The 23,620-nt window shown below is 59.9% G+C and carries 19 protein-coding genes; 11 read left to right on the top strand and 8 right to left on the bottom strand.

Features of this window, described 5'->3' with window-relative positions:
* Positions 1 to 67 precede the first annotated feature (67 nt).
* From OPU96_RS08930 to OPU96_RS08900, 7 genes are all read left to right on the top strand, one after another.
* Positions 68 to 2,899 (top strand): 2-oxoglutarate dehydrogenase E1 component, encoded by a 2,832-nt coding sequence (locus OPU96_RS08930; RefSeq protein WP_226455448.1) that lies wholly within the window; start codon positions 68 to 70, stop codon positions 2,897 to 2,899.
* 44 nt (positions 2,900 to 2,943) lie between these two features.
* Positions 2,944 to 4,164: a 2-oxoglutarate dehydrogenase complex dihydrolipoyllysine-residue succinyltransferase gene (gene odhB / locus OPU96_RS08925; RefSeq protein ID WP_192298824.1), complete on the top strand. Its 1,221-nt coding sequence runs from the start codon at positions 2,944 to 2,946 to the stop codon at positions 4,162 to 4,164.
* A gap of 100 nt (positions 4,165 to 4,264) precedes the next feature.
* Complete coding sequence (gene lpdA, locus OPU96_RS08920; protein WP_498558980.1) at positions 4,265 to 5,701, top strand: dihydrolipoyl dehydrogenase; 1,437 nt, start codon at positions 4,265 to 4,267, stop codon at positions 5,699 to 5,701.
* Positions 5,702 to 5,905: 204 nt separating this feature from the next.
* Positions 5,906 to 7,072: an ADP-forming succinate--CoA ligase subunit beta gene (gene sucC / locus OPU96_RS08915; protein ID WP_003233235.1), complete on the top strand. Its 1,167-nt coding sequence runs from the start codon at positions 5,906 to 5,908 to the stop codon at positions 7,070 to 7,072.
* A complete protein-coding gene (gene sucD, locus OPU96_RS08910) occupies positions 7,072 to 7,953 on the top strand; it encodes a succinate--CoA ligase subunit alpha (protein ID WP_498558979.1) in 882 nt (293 codons plus the stop codon). The genes sucC and sucD overlap by 1 nt, the downstream gene beginning before the upstream one ends.
* 417 nt (positions 7,954 to 8,370) lie before the next feature.
* Positions 8,371 to 9,684 (top strand): branched-chain amino acid transport system II carrier protein, encoded by a 1,314-nt coding sequence (brnQ, locus tag OPU96_RS08905; protein ID WP_226455451.1) that lies wholly within the window; start codon positions 8,371 to 8,373, stop codon positions 9,682 to 9,684.
* 247 nt (positions 9,685 to 9,931) lie between these two features.
* Positions 9,932 to 10,669 (top strand): DUF599 domain-containing protein, encoded by a 738-nt coding sequence (locus OPU96_RS08900; protein WP_192298827.1) that lies wholly within the window; start codon positions 9,932 to 9,934, stop codon positions 10,667 to 10,669.
* Positions 10,670 to 10,758: 89 nt separating this feature from the next.
* On the opposite strand, the gene OPU96_RS08895 is transcribed toward OPU96_RS08900, so the two are convergent.
* On the bottom strand, positions 10,759 to 11,010 hold the full coding sequence (locus OPU96_RS08895; RefSeq protein WP_192298828.1) for a hypothetical protein: 252 nt from the start codon (positions 11,008 to 11,010) through the stop codon (positions 10,759 to 10,761).
* 158 nt (positions 11,011 to 11,168) lie between these two features.
* Here OPU96_RS08895 and OPU96_RS08890 point away from each other — a divergent pair, with 158 nt between their 5' ends.
* From OPU96_RS08890 to OPU96_RS08875, 4 genes are all read left to right on the top strand, one after another.
* Positions 11,169 to 11,645, top strand: a complete 477-nt coding sequence (locus tag OPU96_RS08890; protein WP_498558978.1) for a PaaI family thioesterase — start codon at positions 11,169 to 11,171, stop codon at positions 11,643 to 11,645.
* Positions 11,642 to 12,094 carry a PaaI family thioesterase gene (locus OPU96_RS08885; RefSeq protein WP_498558977.1) on the top strand — a complete coding sequence of 151 codons (453 nt, stop codon included), beginning with the start codon at positions 11,642 to 11,644 and terminating at the stop codon, positions 12,092 to 12,094. Before OPU96_RS08890 ends, OPU96_RS08885 begins: the two co-directional genes overlap by 4 nt.
* An 89-nt stretch (positions 12,095 to 12,183) precedes the next feature.
* Complete coding sequence (htpG, locus tag OPU96_RS08880) at positions 12,184 to 14,088, top strand: molecular chaperone HtpG (RefSeq protein ID WP_226455453.1); 1,905 nt, start codon at positions 12,184 to 12,186, stop codon at positions 14,086 to 14,088.
* 66 nt (positions 14,089 to 14,154) lie between these two features.
* Entirely contained in the window at positions 14,155 to 14,877 is a 723-nt protein-coding gene (locus tag OPU96_RS08875; protein ID WP_498558976.1) for a dienelactone hydrolase family protein, read from the top strand.
* Positions 14,878 to 14,973: 96 nt separating this feature from the next.
* Here OPU96_RS08875 and OPU96_RS08870 read toward each other — a convergent pair whose 3' ends face one another.
* From OPU96_RS08870 to OPU96_RS08840, 7 genes are all read right to left on the bottom strand, one after another.
* Entirely contained in the window at positions 14,974 to 15,840 is an 867-nt protein-coding gene (locus tag OPU96_RS08870; RefSeq protein WP_498558975.1) for a pirin family protein, read from the bottom strand.
* 64 nt (positions 15,841 to 15,904) lie between these two features.
* Positions 15,905 to 16,321 carry an OsmC family protein gene (locus OPU96_RS08865; protein ID WP_226455456.1) on the bottom strand — a complete coding sequence of 139 codons (417 nt, stop codon included), beginning with the start codon at positions 16,319 to 16,321 and terminating at the stop codon, positions 15,905 to 15,907.
* A gap of 237 nt (positions 16,322 to 16,558) precedes the next feature.
* Positions 16,559 to 17,779 carry a beta-ketoacyl-ACP synthase I gene (fabB, locus tag OPU96_RS08860; protein ID WP_017734322.1) on the bottom strand — a complete coding sequence of 407 codons (1,221 nt, stop codon included), beginning with the start codon at positions 17,777 to 17,779 and terminating at the stop codon, positions 16,559 to 16,561.
* 11 nt (positions 17,780 to 17,790) lie between these two features.
* Positions 17,791 to 18,306 carry a 3-hydroxyacyl-[acyl-carrier-protein] dehydratase FabA gene (gene fabA, locus OPU96_RS08855; protein ID WP_010211704.1) on the bottom strand — a complete coding sequence of 172 codons (516 nt, stop codon included), beginning with the start codon at positions 18,304 to 18,306 and terminating at the stop codon, positions 17,791 to 17,793.
* Between the two features lie 248 nt (positions 18,307 to 18,554).
* Positions 18,555 to 20,456: an ATP-binding protein gene (locus OPU96_RS08850; protein WP_305392338.1), complete on the bottom strand. Its 1,902-nt coding sequence runs from the start codon at positions 20,454 to 20,456 to the stop codon at positions 18,555 to 18,557.
* Positions 20,453 to 21,382, bottom strand: a complete 930-nt coding sequence (locus OPU96_RS08845; RefSeq protein ID WP_226455459.1) for an ABC transporter substrate-binding protein — start codon at positions 21,380 to 21,382, stop codon at positions 20,453 to 20,455. The genes OPU96_RS08850 and OPU96_RS08845 overlap by 4 nt, the downstream gene beginning before the upstream one ends.
* Before the next feature lies 1 nt (position 21,383).
* Positions 21,384 to 23,504 carry a TonB-dependent receptor plug domain-containing protein gene (locus OPU96_RS08840; RefSeq protein ID WP_498558974.1) on the bottom strand — a complete coding sequence of 707 codons (2,121 nt, stop codon included), beginning with the start codon at positions 23,502 to 23,504 and terminating at the stop codon, positions 21,384 to 21,386.
* Between the last annotated feature and the right edge of the window lie 116 nt (positions 23,505 to 23,620).

The raw sequence follows: 23,620 nt of genomic DNA, 5'->3' as shown, positions 1-23,620 counted from the left end.
ACTTGGCCTTTTGCAAGCAAACTCGGTGTTTTCGCCGGTGGTGTCCCCAAATCGAGGGTGACCAAGCATGCAAGAAAGCGTGATGCAGCGCATGTGGAACAGCGGCTATCTTTCAGGTGGTAACGCTGCCTATGTGGAAGAGCTTTATGAGCTCTACCTGCACGACCCTAACGCTGTGCCAGAAGAATGGCGCACCAAATTTCAGACGTTGTCTTCAGACGGCAACGCTGCCACCGATGTATCGCATGCAACAATTCGCGATCAATTTGTGCTGCTGGCAAAGAACCAGCGCCGCGCCCAACCGGTTTCCGCCGGCAGCGTGAGCAGTGAGCATGAGAAGAAGCAAGTTGAAGTACTGCGACTGATCCAGGCTTACCGGATGCGTGGCCACCAGGCGGCCCAGCTTGACCCGCTGGGGCTCTGGCAGCGTCCTGCACCTGCTGACCTGTCGATCAATCATTACGGCTTGACCAATGCCGATCTTGATACGACCTTCCGTGCCGGAGACCTGTTCATCGGCAAAGAGGAAGCGAGCCTACGCGAAATTCACGAAGCGTTGCAGCAGACATATTGCCGCACCATTGGCGCTGAGTTCACGCACATCACCGATTCCGAGCAACGCCACTGGTTCCAGCATCGTCTGGAAGGCGTGCGTGGTCGTCCGGTATTGTCCGCTGACGTACGTAGCCACCTGCTTGAGCGCGTGACCGCTGCCGAAGGCCTGGAAAAATACCTGGGCACCAAATACCCAGGTACCAAGCGTTTTGGTCTGGAAGGCGGCGAAAGCCTGATCCCGATGCTCGACGAGCTGATCCAGCGTTCCGGTTCCTATGGCACCAAGGAAATCGTGATCGGCATGGCTCACCGTGGTCGTCTGAACGTGTTGGTCAACACCTTCGGCAAGAACCCGCGTGAACTGTTCGACGAGTTCGAAGGCAAGAAGAAGGTCGAGCTGGGTTCCGGTGACGTTAAATACCACCAGGGCTTCTCGTCCAACGTGATGACCACCGGCGGTGAAGTTCACCTGGCCATGGCCTTCAACCCATCCCACCTGGAAATCGTTTCTCCAGTGGTCGAGGGTTCGGTCCGTGCGCGCCAGGATCGTCGCAACGACGCGACCGGTGAAAAAGTCCTGCCGATTTCCATCCACGGTGACGCGGCATTCGCCGGTCAAGGCGTGGTCCTGGAAACGTTCCAGATGTCGCAGACTCGCGGCTTCAAGACCGGCGGCACGGTTCACATCGTCATCAACAACCAAGTCGGCTTCACCATCAGCAACCCGCTGGACGCACGCTCTACCGAGTACGCCACCGACGTTGCCAAGATGATCCAGGCACCGATCCTCCATGTGAATGGCGATGATCCGGAAGCCGTGCTGTTCGTGACCCAACTGGCTGTCGACTACCGCATGCAGTTCAAGCGTGACGTGGTGATCGACCTGGTTTGCTACCGCCGTCGCGGTCACAACGAAGCCGACGAACCAAGCGGCACCCAGCCGTTGATGTACCAGCAGATCACCAAGCAGCGCACCACCCGTGAGCTGTACGCCGAAAGCCTGACGAAGGCCGGTGTGGTTGACGATGCACGTGTTCAGGCGAAGATCGATGAATACCGCAACGCGCTGGACAACGGTCTGCACGTAGTGAAAAGCCTGGTCAAAGAGCCGAACAAAGAGCTGTTCGTCGACTGGCGTCCATACCTGGGTCACACCTGGACCGCGCGTCACGACACCTCGTTCGATCTGAAAACCCTGCAGGAACTGTCTGCCAAGCTGCTGGAAATTCCGGAAGGCTTCGTCGTACAGCGCCAGGTTGCGAAGATCTACGAAGACCGTCAGAAGATGCAAGCCGGCGGCCTGCCGATCAACTGGGGTTATGCCGAAACCATGGCATACGCGACCCTGGCGTTCGAAGGTCACCCGATCCGCATGACCGGCCAGGACATCGGCCGCGGTACGTTCTCGCACCGTCACGCGGTATTGCACAACCAGAAAGACGCGGGCACCTATGTGCCGCTCAAGCACCTGTACGAAGGCCAGCCACGTTTCGACCTGTACGATTCGTTCCTGTCCGAAGAGGCCGTGCTGGCGTTCGAATACGGCTACTCCACCACCACGCCTAACGCGCTGGTGATCTGGGAAGCCCAGTTCGGCGACTTCGCCAACGGTGCCCAGGTGGTTATCGACCAGTTCATCACCAGCGGCGAGCACAAGTGGGGCCGCCTGTGCGGTCTGACCATGCTGCTGCCACACGGTTATGAAGGTCAGGGGCCGGAGCACTCCTCGGCCCGTCTGGAGCGTTACCTGCAGTTGTGCGCCGAGCACAACATCCAGGTGTGCGTGCCGACTACGCCGGCCCAGATCTACCACTTGCTGCGTCGCCAGGTGATCCGCCCGCTGCGCAAGCCGCTGGTAGTGCTGACTCCGAAATCGCTGTTGCGTCACAAATTGGCCATCTCGACCCTGGAAGATCTGGCCGAAGGCTCGTTCCAGACCGTGATTCCAGAAATCGATGCATTGGACGCGGCCAAGGTGACTCGCTTGGTCCTGTGCAGCGGCAAGGTCTACTACGACCTGCTGGAAAAACGTCGTGCCGAAGGCCGCGAAGACATCGCCATCGTGCGTATCGAGCAGCTTTACCCGTTCCCGGAAGACGACCTGATGGAGGCCATCGCGCCTTACACCAACCTCACCAATGTGGTGTGGTGCCAGGAAGAACCGATGAACCAGGGCGCGTGGTACAGCAGCCAGCATCACCTGCGTCGTAGCATCGGCAACCATAACAAGGCCCTGGGCCTTGAATACGCCGGTCGTGATGCTTCTGCTGCACCTGCGTGTGGTTATGCGTCGATGCACGCCGAGCAGCAGGAAAAACTGCTGCAAGATGCTTTCACTGTTTAACGCCTTCGCGCTGACTGAAACCGAATTTTAAGGACACACAGATAATGGCTATCGAAATCAAAGCCCCGTCATTCCCGGAATCGGTTGCCGATGGCACCGTTGCCACCTGGCACAAGAAACCAGGCGACGCTGTAAAGCGTGACGACCTGATCGTCGACATCGAGACCGACAAAGTTGTTCTGGAAGTGTTGGCCGAGGCTGACGGCGTGCTGGGCGCAATCGTGGCTGAAGAGGGCGCTACCGTCCTGTCGAACCAGGTTCTGGGCTCGATTGAAGAGGGCAGCGCTGCTGCCGCTGCTCCTGCCGCCGCTGCACCAGCTGCTTCGGCACCAGCTGCCGCCCCGGCTGCTGGCGCTGAAGACCCGATCGCTGCTCCAGCTGCGCGTCAACTGGCTGAAGAAAATGGCATCAACCTGGCCTCCATCAAAGGCACCGGCAAAGACGGCCGTGTGACCAAGGAAGACGTGGTTGCTGCTGTTGAAGCCAAGAAAAACGCTCCAGCTGCCGCGCCTGCCAAGGCTGCTGCCCCGGCTGCCGCTGCCCCTGTGTTCGCTGCCGGCGACCGCACCGAGAAGCGCGTACCGATGACCCGTGTACGTGCCACCGTGGCCAAGCGCCTGGTTGAAGCACAGTCGAACATGGCGATGCTGACCACTTTCAACGAAGTCGACATGACCGAAGTCATGGCCCTGCGTTCGAAGTACAAGGATCTGTTCGAGAAGTCCCACAACGGCGTGCGCCTGGGCTTCATGTCGTTCTTCGTGAAAGCGGCCACCGAAGCGCTGAAACGCTTCCCGGCTGTCAACGCTTCCATCGACGGCAACGACATCGTTTACCATGGCTACGCAGACGTCGGCGTAGCGGTGTCCAGCGACCGTGGCCTGGTGGTGCCGGTCCTGCGTAACGCCGAACTGATGAGCCTGGCTGAAATCGAAGGCGGCATCGCCACCTTCGGCAAGAAAGCCCGTGACGGCAAGCTGACCATCGACGAGATGACCGGCGGTACGTTCACCATCACCAACGGTGGTACCTTCGGTTCGATGATGTCGACCCCGATCGTCAACCCGCCACAAGCTGCGATCCTGGGCATGCACAACATCATCCAGCGTCCGATGGCCATCAACGGCCAAGTCGTGATCCGCCCGATGATGTACCTGGCACTGTCTTACGATCACCGCCTGATCGATGGTAAAGAAGCCGTGACTTTCCTGGTGACCATCAAGAACCTGCTGGAAGACCCGGCTCGTCTGCTGCTGGATATCTGATATAAGCAGCGTCAAGTTGCGAGCTGCAAGCTGCAGGAAAAAGCAGCTTGGCTTGCAGCTTGACGCTTAAAGCTTGTCGCTAAATAGAGGATCTATTTTCATGTCGCAGAAATTTGACGTTGTAGTGATTGGTGCAGGTCCTGGCGGCTATGTTGCCGCCATCAAGGCCGCACAACTGGGCCTCTCGACTGCTTGCATCGAAAAATACACCGACAAGGAAGGCAAACTGGCACTGGGCGGTACTTGCCTGAACGTCGGTTGCATTCCTTCCAAGGCGCTGCTGGACAGCTCCTGGAAACTCCACGAAGCCCAAGACGGCTTCGCGATCCACGGCATCAACCATGCTGGCGTGACCATGGACGTGCCAGCAATGGTCGGCCGTAAAGCCAACATCGTTAAAGGCCTGACTTCCGGCGTTGCGACCTTGTTCAAGGCCAACGGCGTCACTTCCCTGCAAGGCCACGGCAAGCTGCTGGCCGGCAAGAAAGTTGAAATCACCAAGCCAGACGGTTCGACCGAAATCATTGAAGCCGAGAACGTAATCCTGGCTCCAGGTTCGCGTCCAATCGACATTCCACCGGCTCCAGTCGACAACAACGTGATCGTTGATTCGACCGGCGCCCTGGAATTCCAGGCTGTTCCCAAGCGTCTGGGCGTGATCGGCGCTGGCGTGATCGGCCTGGAACTGGGTTCGGTATGGTCCCGCCTGGGTGCCGAAGTGACTGTGCTGGAAGCCCTGGACACGTTCCTGATGGCTGCCGACACCGCCGTTTCCAAAGAAGCACTGAAAACCCTGACCAAACAAGGTCTGGACATCAAGCTGGGCGCTCGCGTGACCGGTTCGAAAGTCAACGGTGAAGAAGTTGTCGTCAACTACACCGACAAGGATGGCGAAAAAACCATCACTTTCGACAAGCTGATCGTAGCCGTGGGTCGCCGTCCAGTGACCACCGACCTGCTGGCAGCCGACAGCGGCGTGACCCTCGACGAGCGCGGTTACGTGCACGTTGACGATCACTGCGCAACCTCCGTGCCTGGCGTGTACGCCATCGGTGACGTGGTTCGCGGCATGATGCTGGCGCACAAGGCTTCCGAAGAAGGCATCATGGTTGTCGAGCGCATCAAGGGCCACAAGACCCAGATGAACTACGACCTGATCCCTTCGGTTATCTACACCCACCCGGAAATTGCATGGGTCGGCAAGAACGAACAGCAGTTGAAAGCTGAAGGCGTTGAAGTTAACGTCGGCACCTTCCCGTTTGCCGCTTCTGGCCGTGCCATGGCAGCGAACGACACCGGTGGTTTTGTCAAAGTCATCGCTGATGCCAAGACTGACCGCGTATTGGGCGTCCACGTGATTGGCCCGAGCGCTGCAGAACTGGTTCAGCAAGGCGCGATCGGTATGGAGTTCGGCACCAGTGCCGAGGACCTGGGCATGATGGTCTTCTCCCATCCGACCCTGTCCGAAGCATTGCACGAAGCAGCGTTGGCAGTGAATGGCGGCGCCATCCACATCGCCAACCGCAAGAAGCGCTAAGCGAGATAATAAGAAACCACGGCGGAGTTGCCCGTCGTGAGCCTTGTGCGCAAGACTCACCGCGGAATATCCGCTGGACGCAGCCTTGCGCAGCTTTACGGGCCTTGAGCCCCGCAAGTTGCGCAAGCAGCAGTCACAGGTGGCGCGGCACTCATAATGAGCGCAGCGCCGAATGCGCAGTACCTAACGAAGACGGTAAAAAGCATGAATCTTCACGAGTATCAGGGTAAGCAGCTGTTCGCTGAATACGGCCTGCCAGTATCCAAGGGCTACGCAGTAGACACCCCGGAAGCAGCAGCAGAAGCTTGCGACAAAATCGGTGGTACCGAGTGGGTTGTCAAAGCCCAGGTCCACGCTGGTGGTCGCGGTAAAGCGGGCGGCGTTAAGCTGGTTCGCAGCAAAGAGGACGCCAAGGCCTTCGCACAGCAGTGGCTGGGCAAGCGTCTGGTGACTTACCAGACTGATGCCAATGGCCAGCCAGTCACCAAGATCCTGGTTGAATCGTGCACTGATATCGCTAAAGAGCTGTACCTGGGCGCTGTCGTTGACCGTTCGAGCCGTCGCATCGTGTTCATGGCTTCCACCGAAGGTGGCGTGGACATCGAGAAGATCGCTCACGAAACCCCAGAAAAAATTCTGAAAGCCACTATCGATCCACTGGTTGGCGCTCAGCCATTCCAGGGTCGCGAGCTGGCTTTCCAGCTGGGCCTGGAAGGCAAGCAAGTTGCCCAGTTTGCCAAGATCTTCGTGGGTCTGGCCAAACTGTTCCAGGATCACGATCTGGCCCTGCTGGAAGTGAACCCGCTGGTGATCAAGGCCGACGGCGATCTGCATTGCCTCGATGCCAAGATCAACATCGACGCCAACGCCATGTACCGTCAGCCTAAGCTGAAGACTTTCCACGATCCGTCGCAAGACGATCCGCGCGAAGCGCACGCTGCCAAGTTCGAACTGAACTACGTAGCCCTGGAAGGTAACATCGGTTGCATGGTCAACGGTGCTGGCCTGGCCATGGGTACCATGGACATCGTCAACCTGCATGGCGGCAAACCAGCCAACTTCCTCGACGTGGGCGGTGGTGCTACCAAAGAACGCGTAACCGAAGCTTTCAAGATCATCCTGTCCGACTCCAACGTCGCTGCAGTACTGGTCAACATCTTCGGCGGCATCGTTCGTTGCGACATGATTGCCGAAGGCATCATCGGTGCAGTGAAAGAAGTCGGCGTTAAAATCCCGGTTGTTGTTCGCCTTGAAGGCAACAACGCTGAACTGGGCGCTAAAGTACTGGCAGAAAGCGGTTTGAACATCATCGCGGCTACCAGCCTGACCGACGCTGCTCAACAAGTTGTCAAAGCTGCGGAGGGCAAATAATGAGCGTCCTGATCAATAAAGACACCAAAGTTATCTGCCAGGGTATTACCGGTTCCCAAGGTAGTTTCCACAGCCAGCAAGCCATCGAATACGGCACCAAGATGGTTGGTGGTGTAACTCCTGGTAAAGGCGGCACCGAACACCTGGGCCTGCCAGTGTTCAACACCGTGAAAGATGCTGTAGCTGCCACTGGCGCCACTGCCAGCGTGATCTACGTTCCAGCTCCTTTCTGCAAGGACTCGATCCTGGAAGCAGCATTCGGCGGCATCAAGCTGATCGTGTGCATCACCGAAGGCATTCCTACCCTGGACATGCTGGACGCTAAAGTTAAGTGCGACGAGCTGGGTGTTACCCTGATCGGCCCTAACTGCCCAGGCGTGATCACTCCGGGCGAATGCAAGATCGGCATCATGCCAGGTCACATTCACTTGCCAGGTAAAGTCGGCATCGTTTCCCGTTCCGGCACCCTGACCTACGAAGCGGTCAAGCAGACCACTGACGCCGGTTTCGGTCAGTCGACTTGCGTCGGCATCGGCGGTGACCCGATCCCAGGCTCGAACTTCATCGACATCCTGAAACTGTTCCAGGAAGACCCGAAGACCGAAGCGATCGTGATGATCGGTGAGATCGGCGGTTCGGCTGAAGAAGAAGCGGCTGCCTACATCAAGGCACACGTGACCAAGCCGGTTGTTTCCTACATCGCTGGTGTGACTGCCCCTGCTGGCAAGCGCATGGGCCATGCTGGCGCAATCATCTCTGGCGGCAAAGGCACTGCAGACGAGAAATTCGCTGCGCTGCAAGACGCAGGCGTTAAAACCGTGCGTTCGCTGGCAGACATCGGCAAGGCCCTGGCCGAGCTGACCGGTTGGGCTGTCAAGTAAGCCTCGCGCTTAACTGACGCTTCACCAACACAAAGGCCACCTTCGGGTGGCCTTTGTGCATTCTGGATCTGGTGAAGATCAAAAATGTGGGAGCGGGCTTGCTCGCGAATGCGGAGTGTCAGATTCAGATAAGTTGACTGATACACCGCATTCGCGAGCAAGCCCGCTCCCACATTGGATTGGTCTGCCAGGTTAAGTATGAAAACGCGACATTTGGATGTCGCTTATCGGACAGTACGCCCCGCAACAGTGCGCTTGTCAGCCAAATTCTGTACCCTAGCCGCCTCTTTATGCGTGTGCCTCCCAAAAGGAAGCCCCGCGCTAGACCGGTCGACCCCCATCAGGGCCGACAGTAGTTCCCTCATCCACAGGGAATCCCTCTCTAAATTCCGATTCAGTAGTGTGGTATTTCCCGAAATGAAAGTGTTGAAAAGCCAGGATGTCCTGGCGCTGGGCTTTATGACCTTTGCCCTGTTCGTGGGCGCCGGCAACATCATCTTCCCGCCTATCGTAGGTTTGCAGTCCGGGCCTCATGTCTGGATGGCAGCGCTGGGCTTCCTGATCACCGCAGTGGGTTTGCCGGTGGTTACCGTGATCGCCCTGGCCAAGGTCGGCGGCGGTATGGACGCGTTGAGCAGCCCGATCGGCAAGATAGCCGGTGGCCTGCTCGCGGCGGCGGCGTATCTGGCGGTAGGGCCGCTGTTCGCCACCCCGCGTACCGCGACCGTGTCCTTTGAAGTGGGCCTGGCGCCGCTGACTGGTGAAAGCCCGCTGGCACTGTTGCTCTACAGCTCGGTGTACTTCCTGGTGGTGTTCTTCGTTTCCCTGTATCCGGGGCGTTTGCTGGACACCGTTGGGCGTTTCCTGGCACCGCTGAAGATCATCGCACTGGCCGTGCTCGGCATTGCCGCGTTCGCCTTGCCGGCCGGTGACGTGGGCGTCGCTACCCCTGAATATGTCGCTGCACCGTTTTCCCAAGGCTTTATCCAGGGCTACCTGACCATGGATACCCTGGGCGCCCTGGTGTTTGGCATCGTGATCGTCAATGCCATCCGCTCCCGTGGCGTCGAGTCGCCGAAGCTCATCACCCGTTATGCCATCATTGCGGGCTTGATTGCCGGCGTGGGCCTGGCCCTGGTGTACTTCAGCCTGTTCCGCCTGGGCTCGGGCAGCCATGCCGTTGCCGCCGGTGCCAGTAACGGCGCAGCGGTGCTCCACGCTTACGTGCAACACACCTTTGGTTCCCTGGGCAGCGGCTTCCTGGCGGTGCTGATCTCACTGGCTTGCCTGGTGACAGCTGTAGGCCTGACCTGTGCCTGCGCCGAGTACTTCAGCCGCATCCTGCCGCTGTCCTACAAGACGCTGGTGGTGATTCTGGCGCTGTTCTCGCTGTTCGTGTCCAACCTGGGCCTGACCAAGCTGATTGCGTTCTCGATCCCGGTACTCACCGCAATCTACCCGCCGTGCATCGTGCTGGTGGCGTTGAGCTTCTGCAAAGACTTCTGGCAGGAGCAGGGCCGTATCGTGGGGCCGGTGATGCTGGTGTCGTTCATCTTTGGCTGCATCGATGCGCTCAAGGGTGCAGGTTTCGCCGACTGGTTGCCTGCACAGTTGACCAACCTGCCGCTGAGCGAGCAAGGCCTGGCCTGGCTGGTGCCGTCGGTGATGGTGCTGGGAGTGGCCGTGGTAATTGACCGTCTGTTGGGCAAGCGCAGCGAAGCGATCGCTTGATCCGCTGAACGCGCTATCGAAAAGCCCTGTATCAATCGATACGGGGCTTTTTTTATGGGCGGCTGGCAGTGTCTTTTTGCCTGGGCTAGCGTCGAACAGGTTAAGAAAAATTCAAGTTGAAACGCGGTCAGTGTGGGAGCTGGCTTGCCTGCGATAGCGGACTGTCAGTTGGCACAATAGTGACTGAGCAGACGCCATCGCAGGCAAGCCAGCTCCCACCCTGATCGCGCTCGTCATAGGGGCCCGCATGTCGTTCATCGAAACCAATCAGATCCACCTGCTTGCCGCCTTCTGGTTCGCCCTGTGCTGGGGTGGCTACACCCGCTATGCCACCTGGAAGGCCCGGGACACGGCCTGCCTGGCCAGTGTGCTGCATCTGTATCGCGAAGACTGGATGCGCCGCATGCTGATGCGCGACAACCGCATCGCCGACGCCAGCGTGATCGGCAACCTGGAGCGTAACGCCTCGTTCTTCGCTTCCAGTACCTTGATCATCCTCGCCGGTATTCTCACGGTGCTGGGCGCCTCGGAGCGGGCGGTGTCGCTGTTGGCGGACATTCCGATGGTGCAGCAGGCATCCCAGGGTATGTCCGAGATCAAGTTGCTGTGCCTGGCACTGGTGTTCGTCTACGCCTTCTTCACCTTTAGCTGGTGCATGCGCCAGTACAACTTTGCGGCAGTGCTGGTGGGTTCTGCGCCGATGATCGGTGAGCGGCACGTGTCCGAGCAGGAACGTCAGGCGTTCGCCCTGCGAGCGGCGCGCGTGATTTCCATGGCCGCCAACCAATTCAACTTTGGCCTGCGCTCTTACTACTTCGGCATGACCATGCTGGCGTGGTTTGTCAGCCCCTGGTTGTTCATGCTGATGAGCAGCGGGGTGGTGCTGGTGCTGTATCGCCGGGAGTTTCATTCCGACGTACTGCAAGTGATGGTGTTTACCCCGACCGATACGGCACAGCCGGAGGCGGTTAAAGAGCTGGCTTGATTAACGTTTCAACTCAAACAGCAGCCGCAAAAAAGCCCGCTATCTAAGCGGGCTTTCTTTTTGCAGTCAGGCTATTTCAAACCGCGGTCTCAAGAACCGGTGGCTGGAGTAGCAGGTGCTGCTTCTTTTGCTGCAGCGGCGTTCGATTCAGCCTGAGCTTTGGCAGCTTCGGCGTTTTCTTTCGCAGCGTCGTTCACTTTATCCTGAGCCTTCGACATGTCTTTCTGAGCTTGCTCGGAATGTGCAGCAGCGTCTTGGGCTTTGTCTTCGGATTTTTTGTCGCAGGCAGCCAGACCGAGGGCAGCGGCCAGCATCATGGAAATAGCTAAAGTCTTGCGCATGGGTTGTTTCTCCTTATTGAAGATATCTACTGGCCTTTCGAGCATGGGGCTCCAGCATTAGTTCCTTTTGTTTCACAGATATATAAACCACTGACTTAAAGGAACTTTTTCCGGCGCCACCGATAGCCTCGATCAACACTAATAAGAGTCTCGAACGAATGACCGAAAACCCTTTGTTAGAGCGCGCGGCGCGCTTTGTATCGGCCTTGCGCCATTGCCAGGTGCTGGGCATTACCGCCCATGGGGCCAGCGGGGAGGGTATTACGCTGCTCATGCCGTATGCCCCGCACCTGGTCGGCGACCCGCACACCGGCGTGATCCACGGCGGCGCCTTGACCTCCTTGATGGACACCGCTTGCGGCATGGCGACCCTGTGCGTCCTGCCGGAGTTCGAGGTGTGTCCAACCCTCGACCTGCGCATCGACTACATGCATCCCGCCGAACCCCACAAGCCGGTGTACGGCTTCGCCCAATGCTACCGGGTCACCACCGACGTGATCTTTACCCGCGGCTTCGCCTATCAGGATGACCCGCAGCAACCCATCGCCCATGTGGTGGGTACGTTCATGCGTATGGGCAAGCGGCTTAAAGGCACACAAGGATTGGGCAGCACCATCCAGGGAGCACAGGCATGACCCATCGATTCAAGACCCGCCTGGAACAGGCCCACGCACGCGGCAACTATGCAGCGCTGCTGGAGCAGATCCCTTACGCCAGACTGATCGGCATCGAATGCACCCGTTTGGGCGATGAGTTGCTGTTTCGCTTGCCGGCCAGTAAGGACAATATTGGTAACCCCATATTGCCGGCGCTCCACGGCGGCGTGATCGCAGGCTTCATGGAATTGTCGGCGGCGCTGCACCTGCTGGTGTTCACCGGCGCGCCGGGGTTGCCGAAAATCATCGATTTCTCCCTGGATTACCTGCGCGCGGGCCAGTTTTGCGACACTTACGCCAAATGCCAGGTGTGGCGCCAGGGCCGACGGGTGGCGAATGTCGCGATCACCGCGTGGCAGAGCACCGCGGCGGAACCGATTGCCACTGCCCGTGCGCATTTCAAAATCGAGGAAGCGAGCCGCCCTTGAAATCCTGGTCTTAGCCCCCAACTTTGATGACAACCCGCCGCCAACCCTCAAGGGCGCGGCCACTGCCATCCAATTGGAGTTTGATGACCATGAGTGTGGAAACTCAAAAGGAAACCCTGGGCTTCCAGACCGAGGTGAAGCAGCTGCTGCACCTCATGATCCATTCGCTGTATTCCAACAAGGAAATTTTCCTTCGCGAATTGATCTCGAACGCCTCTGACGCCGTCGACAAATTACGTTTCGAAGCCCTGTCCAAGCCTGAGTTGCTGGAAGGTGGCGCCGAACTGAAAATCCGCGTGAGCTTCGACAAGGACGCCAACACCGTCACCCTCGAAGACAACGGTATCGGCATGAGCCGTGAAGACGCGATTACCCATCTGGGTACCATCGCCAAATCCGGCACTGCTGATTTCATGAAGAACCTGTCGGGCGACCAGAAGAAGGATTCGCACCTGATCGGCCAGTTCGGCGTGGGCTTCTACTCGGCCTTTATCGTTGCCGACAAAGTTGAAGTATTCAGCCGTCGTGCCGGCCTCGCTGCCAGCGAAGGCGTGCACTGGTCGTCCAAGGGTGAGGGCGAATTTGAGATCGCCACTATCGAAAAGGCCGACCGCGGTACCCGCATCGTGCTGCACTTGAAGTCTGGTGAAGATGAGTTCGCCGACGGTTACCGTCTGCGCAACATCATCAAGAAGTACTCCGACCACATCCCTCTGCCGATCGAGCTGCCGAAAGAAAAGGCTGCCGTCGAAGGCGAGGAACAGCCTGAGCAGGAATGGGAAACCGTTAACCGCGCCAGCGCCCTGTGGACCCGTCCGCGTACCGAGATCAAGGACGAGGAATATCAGGAGTTCTACAAACACATCGCTCACGACTACGAAAACCCGCTGAGCTGGAGCCACAACAAAGTCGAAGGCAAGCTGGAATACAGCTCGCTGCTCTACGTGCCGACCCGTGCTCCGTTCGACCTGTACCAGCGTGAAGCGCCCAAGGGCCTCAAGCTCTACGTGCAGCGCGTGTTCGTGTTGGATCAGGCGGACTCGTTCCTGCCGCTGTACCTGCGCTTCATCAAGGGCGTGGTCGACTCCAACGACCTGTCGCTGAACGTATCGCGGGAGATCCTGCAGAAAGACCCGATCATCGACTCCATGAAGTCGGCGCTGACCAAGCGCGTGCTCGACATGCTGGAAAAACTGGCGAAGAACGAGCCTGAGCAATACAAAAGCTTCTGGAAAAACTTCGGCCAGGTCATGAAAGAAGGCCCGGCTGAAGATTTCGCCAACAAAGAAAAAATCGCCGGCCTGTTGCGTTTTGCTTCCACTCAGGGCGACGACGGCGAGCAGGTGGTGTCCCTGGCCGAGTACCTGGCACGCGCCAAGGAAGGTCAGGACAAGATCTACTACCTGACCGGCGAGAAGTACGAAGCAGTCAAGGACAGCCCGCACCTGGAAGTCTTCCGCAAGAAAGGCATCGAAGTGCTGCTGCTGACCGATCGTATCGATGAGTGGCTGATGAGCTACCTCAGCGAGTTCGACGGCAAGTCTTTCGTCGACGTGGCTCGTGGTGACCTGAACCTGGGGAACCTGGACTCCGAAGAAGAGAAGAAAGAAGCCGAAGAAGTCGCCAAGGCCAAAGAAGGCTTGGTTGAGCGGATCAAGGCGTCCCTGGGCGATGCGGTCAGTGAAGTGCGGGTTTCCCACCGGCTGACCGACTCCCCGGCGATCCTGGCCATCGGCGAGCAGGATCTGGGCCTGCAGATGCGTCAGATCCTTGAAGCCAGCGGTCAGAAGGTTCCGGACTCCAAGCCGATCTTCGAATTCAACCCGGCTCACCCGCTGATCGAGAAACTCGACGGCGAGCAGAACGAAGAGCGGTTTGGCGACCTGTCGCACATCCTCTTCGACCAGGCGGCCCTGGCCGCTGGCGACAGCTTGAAAGACCCGGCCGCCTACGTGCGCCGCCTGAACAAGCTGTTGGTTGAACTGTCGGTCTGACACCGTTGTAGAAAAGCCCGCTTCGGCGGGCTTTTTCGTTCTAGTGCACCTCAACTGGAGTAAATGATGAGCCAAGTCACTGTGCGTTCCGTGGTCTATCAGATTGATGGCCAGTCCTACGAAAGCCGCCTGGCGTTCGATGCCAGCCACAAGGGTTCGCTGCCGGGCCTGTTGATGGCGCCGAACTGGATGGGGGTGAGTGCGGGTGCCGAGGAGATCGCCAAGAGCGTGGCCAGCAAAGGCTACGTGGTGCTGATCGCCGACCTGTATGGGCAAACCGTGCGCCCCTCGAATGGCGATGAAGCCGGTGCGGCGATGATGCCGCTCAAGCAAGACAACCCGGCGCTGATCAAACGCTTGCAGGCGGCCTTTGCGCAACTGCAGGACCAGGCCGAGGTGGATACCTCGAAGCTGGCGACCTTTGGTTTCTGCTTTGGCGGTTCCTGTGCGCTGGAACTGGCGCGTACCGGAGCGCCGTTGAAGGCTGCCGTGTCGTTCCACGGCACTCTCGACACCCAGAACCCGGCAGGCGCCAAGCACATCCAGGGTTCAGTGCTGGTGCTGCACGGCGCGTCCGATCCATTGGTGCCGAGAGAGCAACTGCCCGCGTTCGAAGAGGAAATGAACGCAGCCGGTGTAGATTGGCAATTGTTGAGCTACGGCGGTGCGGTGCATTCCTTCACCGATCCGCATGCGAACGTGCCGGGCAAGATGATGTATGACGCGAAGACCGCCAAGCGGGCGTTCAAGTCGATGCATGATTTGTTGGATGAAGTGTTCCAGGGCTGATTGTTCAGCGTCTGTACTGGCCTCATTGCAGGCAAGCCTGCTCCCACATTTGACTGTATTCACACATCAAAATGTGGGAGTGGGGCCCCGCGATGGCTATCTCACCGGCAACTCTATCCTGTCTGTTTCACCGGGCACCGTCGGCCAATCCCCCGCCGCCCAGCGCTGCCGCGCCTGCTCGATAACCGCCGGATCGCTCGCGACAAAATTCCAATTGATCCGCCGCGGCCCATCCAGCGGCGCGCCGCCACATATCACCAGGTGGCAATCCGTCTCGGCAAACAACGCCATCTCCTGGCCTGCCGGCAACACCGCCAGGCTGTGCACCTCCAGCGTCTCACCGTCCAATTGCGCTTCGCCTGCCAGCAGGTACACCGCGCGTTCCTCATGCTCATCCGGAATCAGCAGGGTAGTGGCCGTCTGCATCCGCACTTCGGCATACAGCGTCGGCGACAGCACCGGCACCGGTGATTTCAGGCAGAAGCCATTGCCAGCGATCAGCCGGATCTGCACCCCCAGGTTGTCACTCACCGGCAGGCTCGCCGCCGGGTGGTGGCTGTAATGCCCCGGTCCGGTTTCGTGGTCCCTCGGCGAGGCCAGCCACACTTGCAGCCCGTGCAGGCTGAAACTGCTGGCCTGGAGCGCTGCGGGGGTGCGTTCGACGTGGGCAATCGCGCTGCCGGCGGTCATCCAGCTGACATCGCCGGCCTGCACCAGCTGGTCCGAACCGAGGCTGTCCTTGTGCTGCAAGGCGCCTTCGAACAGGTAGGTGAGGGTCGACAGGCCGATGTGCGGGTGCTGGCGGATATTCATGCCGCTGCCCGGTGCGTATTGGGTGCGCAGCATATGGTCGAAAAACACGAAGGGCCCGACACTGCGGCATTCACGCGATGGTAGCGGGCGCAGGATCGGCTGGCCTTCGACATCTTCGGGGCGAGGGCGGATCACGGTGAGGGTGGTCATGGTGCATCCCAGTCTGAGCGGGTTGGATGCCGTTGAGCATAACCCGCTCGGGAGGATGTTGCTGTTACTGGCTGAACGCGCCTTCGGACAATTTCGTGTCGATGCTGATCTCGGCCGTCGTCATCAGCTTGTGCACTGGGCAGCGGTCGGCCACGCGGTGCAGTTCATCGCGCTGGGCGTCGGTGAGCACGCCCTTGAGGGTCAGCTTGACGTTGAGCTTGTATTTGCCTTTCTGCTCTTCAGTTGCGTCGTGGGTGACTTCCACGGTCACGCCGGTGAGCGGGATGTCTTTCTTTTGCGCATAGAGCTTGACCGTCAATGCCTTGCACGAGGCCAGGGCGGCGTCGAAGTAGTCGTGGGGGGAGGGCGCCGAGTCATCGCCGCCCAGGCTCTTGGGCAGGTCGGTGAACAGCTCGTGGTTGTCGATGTTCAGGCTGTGGCGAAAGTTGTCGTGGTTGAGCGTATTGACGGTAACAGGCATGGCGAACCTCACAAGGGGGCAGGATGAAGGTCATGCAGTTATAGAGCATGGCGGCGTTCGGGTGTTCCATGTTTTCTACAATCACTTTCGCCGCGATTGTGTTAGGGGTTTATATCGCGTTTTCGTCTTGGCCAGATTCGCGCAATTGCAGCAGGCGCTCTTGCCACATGGATTCCATACCCCCATGAAAAAGCCCCGAACCAGTCGGGGCTTTTTCATGCAATCAAGCTACAGGCTTTACTTGCCCTGCCAGCGTTTCAGCACCAGGGTGGCGTTAGTGCCACCGAAGCCGAAGCTGTTGCTCATCACGGTGTCGATCTTGGCGTTTTCAACGGTCTTGAGCTGGATCGGCATATCAGCGACTGCTGGGTCCAGTTCATCGATGTTGGCCGAGCCGGCGATGAAGTTGCCTTCCATCATCAGCAGGCAGTAGATCGCTTCGTGAACGCCGGCGGCGCCCAGGGAGTGACCCGACAGGCTCTTGGTAGAGCTGATGGCCGGGGCCTTGTCGCCGAATACCGCACGCACGCCTTCCATTTCCTTGGCGTCGCCGACCGGAGTCGAGGTGCCGTGGGTGTTCAGGTAGTCGATTGGGGTATCCACGGTGGACATTGCCATCTGCATGCAGCGGATGGCGCCTTCACCGCTTGGCGCAACCATGTCGTAGCCGTCGGAAGTGGCGCCGTAGCCGACGATTTCCGCGTAGATCTTCGCGCCACGGGCCAGAGCGTGTTCCAGCTCCTCGACCACCACCATGCCGCCGCCGCCTGCGATGACGAAACCGTCACGCTTGGCGTCGTAGGCGCGGGAGGCCTTTTCCGGGGTTTCGTTGTATTGGGTGGACAGTGCGCCCATGGCATCGAACAGGAACGACTGGCTCCAATGCTCTTCTTCACCACCGCCGGCGAACACGATGTCCTGCTTGCCCAACTGGATCTGCTCGACCGCAGTACCGATGCAGTGAGCACTGGTTGCGCAAGCGGAGGAGATCGAGTAGTTCACGCCCTTGATGGCAAATGGCGTGGCCAGGCAGGCCGAAACGGTGCTGCCCATGGTCCGTGTGACACGGTACGGGCCAACGCGCTTCACGCCTTTTTCGCGCAGGATGTCCAGCGCTTCCATCTGGTTCAGGGTCGATGCGCCGCCGGAACCTGCGATCAGGCCGGTGCGTACGTTGGAAACCTGGTCTTCGCTCAGGCCGGAGTCGGCGATGGCGTCTTTCATGGCCAGGTAGGCGTAGGCGGCAGCGTGGCCGACGAAGCGATAGATCTTGCGATCGATCAGTTCTTCGAGGGGCAGGTCAATGGAGCCGGAAACCTGGCTACGCAGACCCATTTCGGCATATTCCGGGTTGAAGCGGATGCCAGGGCGACTTGCACGCAGGTTAGCGGTGACGGTCTCTTTGTCATTGCCCAGGCAAGAAACGATGCCCAGACCAGTGATAACGACGCGGCGCATGCGGATAACCCTTAAAAGTTGTCAGTGGAAGTGAATACGCCGACCCGAAGGCCTTCGGCAGTATAGATCTCGCGACCGTCGACGCTCACCGAACCATCGGCGATGGCCAGGTTCAGCTTGCCCTTGAGGACGCGCTTGATTTGAATGTTGTAGGTGACTTTCTTGGCGGTCGGCAGGACCTGGCCAAAGAACTTCACTTCGCCCGAACCCAGGGCGCGACCGCGGCCCGGCAGACCCTGCCAGCCAAGGAAGAAGCCGACCAGCTGCCACATGGCGTCGAGGCCCAGGCAGCCTGGCATTACAGGATCGCCTTCGAAATGGCAGGCGAAGAACCACAGGTCCGGGGTGATATCCAGCTCGGCGACCAATTCACCTTTGCCGTACTTGCCACCCTCTTCGCTGATATGGGTGATGCGATCCACCATCAGCATGTTCGGGGCGGGCAGTTGCGCGTTACCTGGGCCGAACAGCTCACCGCGACTGCAGCGCAGCAGGTCTTCCCGGGTAAAGGCGTTTTGTTTGGTCATGCGAGCTCCTCAATAATCCCATGCGGCAGGGTAGGGTAGATCTTCCCGAACCGACTGAAGCGTTACGCTTCATACCGGCAGCCTACACATAGACTATTGCGTTGTAGTGAAAGTCACAGCGGCAAGGCACTGAATGTACACTTGTTCACTGAAATTTTAAACCGGGCCTGTTTATCGGTCCGTTTGGGTGCCTAAGACTGCCGCACTTTCGTCTTTCACGCCAGTCGGAGTTGGCTGATGGCGCGGCGCTATTGCACCCAGCGCTGCAGAATTTGCTGCAAATCCGTGCGTTTGAATGGCTTGGCCAGGTAATCGTTCATTCCGGCGGCAAGGCACGCTTCGCGGTCGCCCTGCAAGGCGTTGGCGGTCAGGGCGATGATCGGCAGGTCGGCGCAGCCCGGCAGTTGACGGATTTGCCGGGTCGCCTCGTAGCCGTCGACCAACGGCAGTCGGCAGTCCATCAGGATCGCGGTGAAAATCAGGCTCTCGGCACTGCGGATCGCCTCGGCGCCATCGATGGCCAGGCTCACTTCAAAGCCCAGGCTGCGCAGCATGGCTTCGACCACGGTGCGGTTGACCGGGTTGTCTTCCACCAGCAGCACATGGCGGCCATCACCGGCACTGTTTTTACCTTCGCTGTCATGGGCAATCTTCGGCAGGTATTGCTGGTCGATGGCCAACGGGATTTCCAGGGTAAACACCGAACCACGGCCTTCTTCGCTCTGCGCACGCAAGGTGCCGCCCATGCGTTCGGCCAGGGTGCGGGCGATCGGCAGGCCCAGGCCGGTGCCGCCGTAACGTCTTGAAATGGAACTGTCGGCCTGCTGGAACGCATCGAACATCAGCTCCAGGCGCTCGGCCGAAATTCCGATGCCGCTGTCGCGCACAGTGCAGGTAAACCACAACAGCTCGTGATCGAGGACCTGCCACTGGGGCTCGATCGTCACCGTGCCGTGTTCGGTGAATTTCAGTGCGTTGCCGATCAGGTTCACCAGGATCTGCCGGATTCGCGTCGGATCGCCCTGTACCTGCAGCGCGTCGATCCCCGCCGGAATCGGCAGCTCCAAGGTCAGCCCGCGTTGCTGGGCGCTGTGCTGGAAGGACTGGGCGCAGCTGTTGATCAGGTCTGCCAGGTTGAACGGAATATGCTCCAGCTCCAGGGCGGCACGTTCGATACGCGAGAAGTCGAGAATATCGTTGATCACCTTGAGCAGATGTTCGGTGGATTCGGACGCCAGTGCCGCGTACTCGGTCTGCTCCTCGGTCATCTCGGTTGTTTCCAGCAGCTGCAACATGCCCAGCACGCCGTTCATCGGCGTGCGCAGCTCATGGCTCATCATTGCCAGGAAATCCGACTTGGCGTTGTTCGCCCGCTCCGCTTCCTCACGGGTCTGGATCAACTGCGCCATGGCCTGGTGCTGTTCGCGGCTGGCCTGGTTGAGGCCTTCGGCCAGGTTGTTGATATGCCGCGACAGGTCGCCCAATTCCGAGTCATCGACAATCGGCAGCGGCGTTTTGTAGTCGCCTTGCTGGATTGCCTTGACCGCATTGCCCATGGCGCTGATCGGCTGCGACAGGCTCGCCGCCAGACGGCGTGCCAGCAGAAAGGTGAATAGCAGGGCAAACATCGCCAGGATGCCGGCCTTGAGCAGGATTTCCTGCTGGCGCTGGCTGAACGCATCGTTGGACATGCCAACGATCACCCGGCCCAGGTAATCCGCACGCGGCGCCTTGGGTTCGTTGAGGTTGTCCTGGAAAAAGTCATTGCCCAGTTGGATATGCTGCAAGCGGATCGGTGCCTGGAAGACTTTGACCGACAGCGAGCGGTCATGTCTTTCCGACGGCTGCTCGACGTACACCAGGATGTTTTCGGCACTGTCCTGGATCTCCAGGAAACGCACGTGGGGCGTGGCCAGTGTCGCGCGCAACAGGCTTTCCAGCACATCGTTGTTGCCGGAAATCACCCCGTACTCAGTGGCAGGTGCCAACTGGTTGGCGATCAATTGGCCGGTGTGGTCGAGTTCCTGGCGCAGGTCCTGGATCCGCACGAAGGTAAAGAAACTGATCAACAGCAACGTCAGCAACAGCGCCGGGCCCAGGGTGATGAGTTGGGTGCGGGTGTTGATGTCCCAACGACGGCGTAAGGTCATGGGCGTTTTTCTCCTGCGGCCAGCCGGGCGGCGACGTCGCGTTCATCGACCTCTTCGAGCCCCAGCGAACGTGCGACTTGCGGGTTGCCCGCGACTTTGAAATGTTCCGGGTACAGCGTGCGCGGCCAGGTGGCCGGTGGCTGGTCGAGCAGGCGGTCGAGCACCGCCAGCCAATCGGCCTGATCGCTGTAGGTACTGGCCAGGCTGCCAGCGCGGACAAACCCGGCGTTGGGCCCCACCAGCGGCAATTGCCGGGCGTAGCTGCTCAACAGCAGGTTCTTCACGGTTTTCGGGTTGTACAGCTGCGGGTCATCAAGGCCGAGCAGCACGTCGCTGCTCTTGAACAGGTTTTGCAGCGGGCGACTGTCGTTGGTGTTGTCCCACAGCTGTGGCACCACCTCCAGGCCCATGGACTTGGCGTACTCGCGCACCTCTTGCAGCAGGAATTCGCTGTCGGCGGCGTAGAGCACGCCGATGCGCCGGGCCTGGGGCAGGATGTGGGTGATCAGGCGCAATTGGCGCGCTAGCGGCGGGTCGCTCCAGAGCAGGCTGATCCGGGCCGGAAGGTGGTTGCCCAGGCGTTGCCGGGCTTGCAGGCGGCTAATGCGCAGCACCAGGGTCGGAGGGCCCAGGCTGTCTTGCAGGCGCCAGTCGAGGCCGGCCAGGTCCAGCAGGATCAGGTGCGTGGCGGCAGGCAGGCGGCTCGGCGCGGGCAGGTCCTTGAGCGGGGTGAAGGTCACGCGGTCTTCCGGGCGCTCTTTGGCCAGGGCGTTGACGAAGGCCTGCACGCCGGCACCGTCTTCGGCGGCGGTGAGCAGGATGTCGGCACTCCACGCTGGCGTGCTCGGCAACAGGCACACCAGCAGCAGGGCGCGCCGCCAAAGCCTGAGTATTGAGAGGAGGGTCATCCTTGACTGTGCGCCCATGTCAGAACTCTAACTCGGCGCTGAAGTAGAGCACGTGGCGGTGGTCGTAATTGTTGTCGGCCCAGGTGGTGGGCTGGTTATCGAGGCGTTGTTGCAACATGCCGGCCAGCTCCACGTTGGCTTTGCCCAGGGCAATGCGCTTGGCCACCCGCAGGTCGACCCGTTCGAAGCGATATTGATTGAGTGCGTCGTCGCCATAGTAGAACAGCGCGCTGGACCAACCCTGGCCCCATTCCCGCAGCCAGCCGGCCGAACCGCTGTTACGCGCGGTCTGGGCTTTGTCCCGGGGGTTGCTGGTGGTGGCGTCGACGTAAGCATAGGTCAGCCGCAGGCGGTCGGCGCTGCTCATGCGCCAGTCGAACTGCGATTCGGCACCGGTAAACCGCGAACTGTTGGCGTTGCTGGCGATGTACTGGTTGTTGCGCAGCGGCGAGCTGATCATCTCGGTGATCTCGTCGTAGAACAGCTTCACGTCGAGGTTCAGCCCGAGGTCGGCGAAGAAGCCGTTGTAGCCCAGTTCCCGCGAGCGCATCAGCTCTTTGTCGAGGTTGCCCGGGCCGCGTGTCACCACGAAGTACTGGCCGGAATTCTGCCCGTAGGTCGGCGAACTGAGGTTGGTGACGCGGTAGCTCCAGTTGACGTTGTTTTCGAACATGTCCGGCGAACGGATCGCCTCGGAGTACACCGCACGCAGGCCGTGGCGCGGGTTGATCAGGTAGTTGACCGCCACCCGTGGCGTCAGCGAGCTGCCACTGAGGTGGGTGTCTTCGAACATCGCGCCGCCCTGCAACAACCAGTGTTCGCTGGCGCGCCACTCCAACTGGCCGAACAGGCGCCAGGTGGTGTCGTCCAGGGTGCCGTTGAAGTAGGTGTCGGAGTCGGCGCGGTCATAGCGATAATTCACACCGCTGACCAGGCGCAGGCTGTCGGACAGGCTCAGGGTGTCCTGGATCTCCAGGTCGTAGCGGTTTTCACGGGTACTCTGGTTGATGTCGCCGCACACGCTCTGGCTGGCACCGTTGCGCCACTGGTCCAGGACCTGGTTACCCAGTGCTTGCTCGTCGGCGCTGCCGGGCGGCGCGACACCCTGGCTGTAGCTGTCCATGTGCCGTGCCAGTTGCTCGGCATAATTGGGATTGAGTTGCCACAGGCGCGTCAGTTCCGGGCTGAACGAGACCTTGGCGTCGCAGGCCTTCCAGATCTGCCGGCGATCCCACTGCTGGGCGGAGCCCTGGATATACAGGCTGTGCTCGGGATTGAAATCGAAGTTCCAGCGCAGGGAGCCGGCGTAGTCCTTGGCGGTGACGTCCGAATTGTCGCCACCTTCGGTAATCCCCGCGAAGACCGGCATGTAGGTGTAGGGCCGCTGGTTGGTCCCTTCCTTGGCATTCAGCTGCCAGTCGATGCTTTGTTGCGCGTTCAACGTCTGGCTCACGGCCAGGCTGAAGCGGTTGAGACGGCGACTGTCACGGCGGTCGGCGCCGGCGGCATCGCTGTCAAAGCCGTCGTCCTGTTGCCCCGACAGCGACAGGCGCAAGTCGCCAGTGTCCCAGCGCACGCCCTGGCTGGCGTAGAAGTCGTTGATCCCGCGTTCGCCACGGATGACCTTGACCCGCGTGCCCTGGCTGTTGGCCGGCGAGCGAGTGAGGATATTGACTACCGCCATCAGCGCGTTGGCGCCGTAACTCACGGTATTGGGGCCGCGGAATACTTCGATGCGCTCGATGTCTTCCATGGCCACTGGAATGTCGCTCCAGTCCACGGTCGCCAGGCCTGCGCGGTACACCGAGCGTCCGTCGATCAACACCTGCATGCGTCGCGCATCGCTGGCGCTGGTGCCGTGGTAGTTCACCGCCGCCTGGTTGCCGGTGGTGTAGCCGACCATCATCCCCGGCACCAGGCGCAGCAGCTCGCTGATGTCCCGCGCGCCGCTGGCCTTGATCAACTCGCTGTCGATCACGGTCATGCTGCCCGGCACGGCCGCCGCCGATTGCTTCAGGCGCGTCGCGGTCAGGACCTGCGGCAACGGCTGGTTGTCGAGGAACAGATCGTCGGCCATGGCCGCGCCGCTGCACAGCAGCAGCCACAACACTGATGAACGGGGAGGAGGGCCCAAATACACGGAACGGCCTTGATAATGACGGATAGCCGCCCATGTTAACTGAGGTCGGGCCTTTTGCCAGTCGTAGGACTTGCAATTACTTCACACGGGTGTGGCATTTTCCGACATGTGAACGA

The organism is Pseudomonas sp. RP-B7, from assembly GCF_059803535.1.
The sequence above is the reverse complement of the archived record's forward strand: the minus strand, read 5'-3'. Positions and strand labels throughout refer to the sequence as shown.

Bases quoted from the DNA above. Each gene is read 5' to 3' on its own strand.
- fabA (WP_010211704.1), bottom strand. From the start codon at position 18,306: ATGACCAAACAAAACGCCTTTACCCGGGAAGACCTGCTGCGCTGCAGT.
- sucC (WP_003233235.1), top strand. From the start codon at position 5,906: ATGAATCTTCACGAGTATCAGGGTAAGCAGCTGTTCGCTGAATACGGC.
- OPU96_RS08850 (WP_305392338.1), bottom strand. From the start codon at position 20,456: ATGACCTTACGCCGTCGTTGGGACATCAACACCCGCACCCAACTCATC.
- brnQ (WP_226455451.1), top strand. From the start codon at position 8,371: ATGAAAGTGTTGAAAAGCCAGGATGTCCTGGCGCTGGGCTTTATGACC.
- OPU96_RS08875 (WP_498558976.1), top strand. From the start codon at position 14,155: ATGAGCCAAGTCACTGTGCGTTCCGTGGTCTATCAGATTGATGGCCAG.
- odhB (WP_192298824.1), top strand. From the start codon at position 2,944: ATGGCTATCGAAATCAAAGCCCCGTCATTCCCGGAATCGGTTGCCGAT.
- OPU96_RS08930 (WP_226455448.1), top strand. From the start codon at position 68: ATGCAAGAAAGCGTGATGCAGCGCATGTGGAACAGCGGCTATCTTTCA.
- lpdA (WP_498558980.1), top strand. From the start codon at position 4,265: ATGTCGCAGAAATTTGACGTTGTAGTGATTGGTGCAGGTCCTGGCGGC.
- fabB (WP_017734322.1), bottom strand. From the start codon at position 17,779: ATGCGCCGCGTCGTTATCACTGGTCTGGGCATCGTTTCTTGCCTGGGC.
- OPU96_RS08885 (WP_498558977.1), top strand. From the start codon at position 11,642: ATGACCCATCGATTCAAGACCCGCCTGGAACAGGCCCACGCACGCGGC.
- OPU96_RS08865 (WP_226455456.1), bottom strand. From the start codon at position 16,321: ATGCCTGTTACCGTCAATACGCTCAACCACGACAACTTTCGCCACAGC.
- htpG (WP_226455453.1), top strand. From the start codon at position 12,184: ATGAGTGTGGAAACTCAAAAGGAAACCCTGGGCTTCCAGACCGAGGTG.
- OPU96_RS08845 (WP_226455459.1), bottom strand. From the start codon at position 21,382: ATGGGCGCACAGTCAAGGATGACCCTCCTCTCAATACTCAGGCTTTGG.
- sucD (WP_498558979.1), top strand. From the start codon at position 7,072: ATGAGCGTCCTGATCAATAAAGACACCAAAGTTATCTGCCAGGGTATT.
- OPU96_RS08895 (WP_192298828.1), bottom strand. From the start codon at position 11,010: ATGCGCAAGACTTTAGCTATTTCCATGATGCTGGCCGCTGCCCTCGGT.
- OPU96_RS08870 (WP_498558975.1), bottom strand. From the start codon at position 15,840: ATGACCACCCTCACCGTGATCCGCCCTCGCCCCGAAGATGTCGAAGGC.
- OPU96_RS08900 (WP_192298827.1), top strand. From the start codon at position 9,932: ATGTCGTTCATCGAAACCAATCAGATCCACCTGCTTGCCGCCTTCTGG.
- OPU96_RS08890 (WP_498558978.1), top strand. From the start codon at position 11,169: ATGACCGAAAACCCTTTGTTAGAGCGCGCGGCGCGCTTTGTATCGGCC.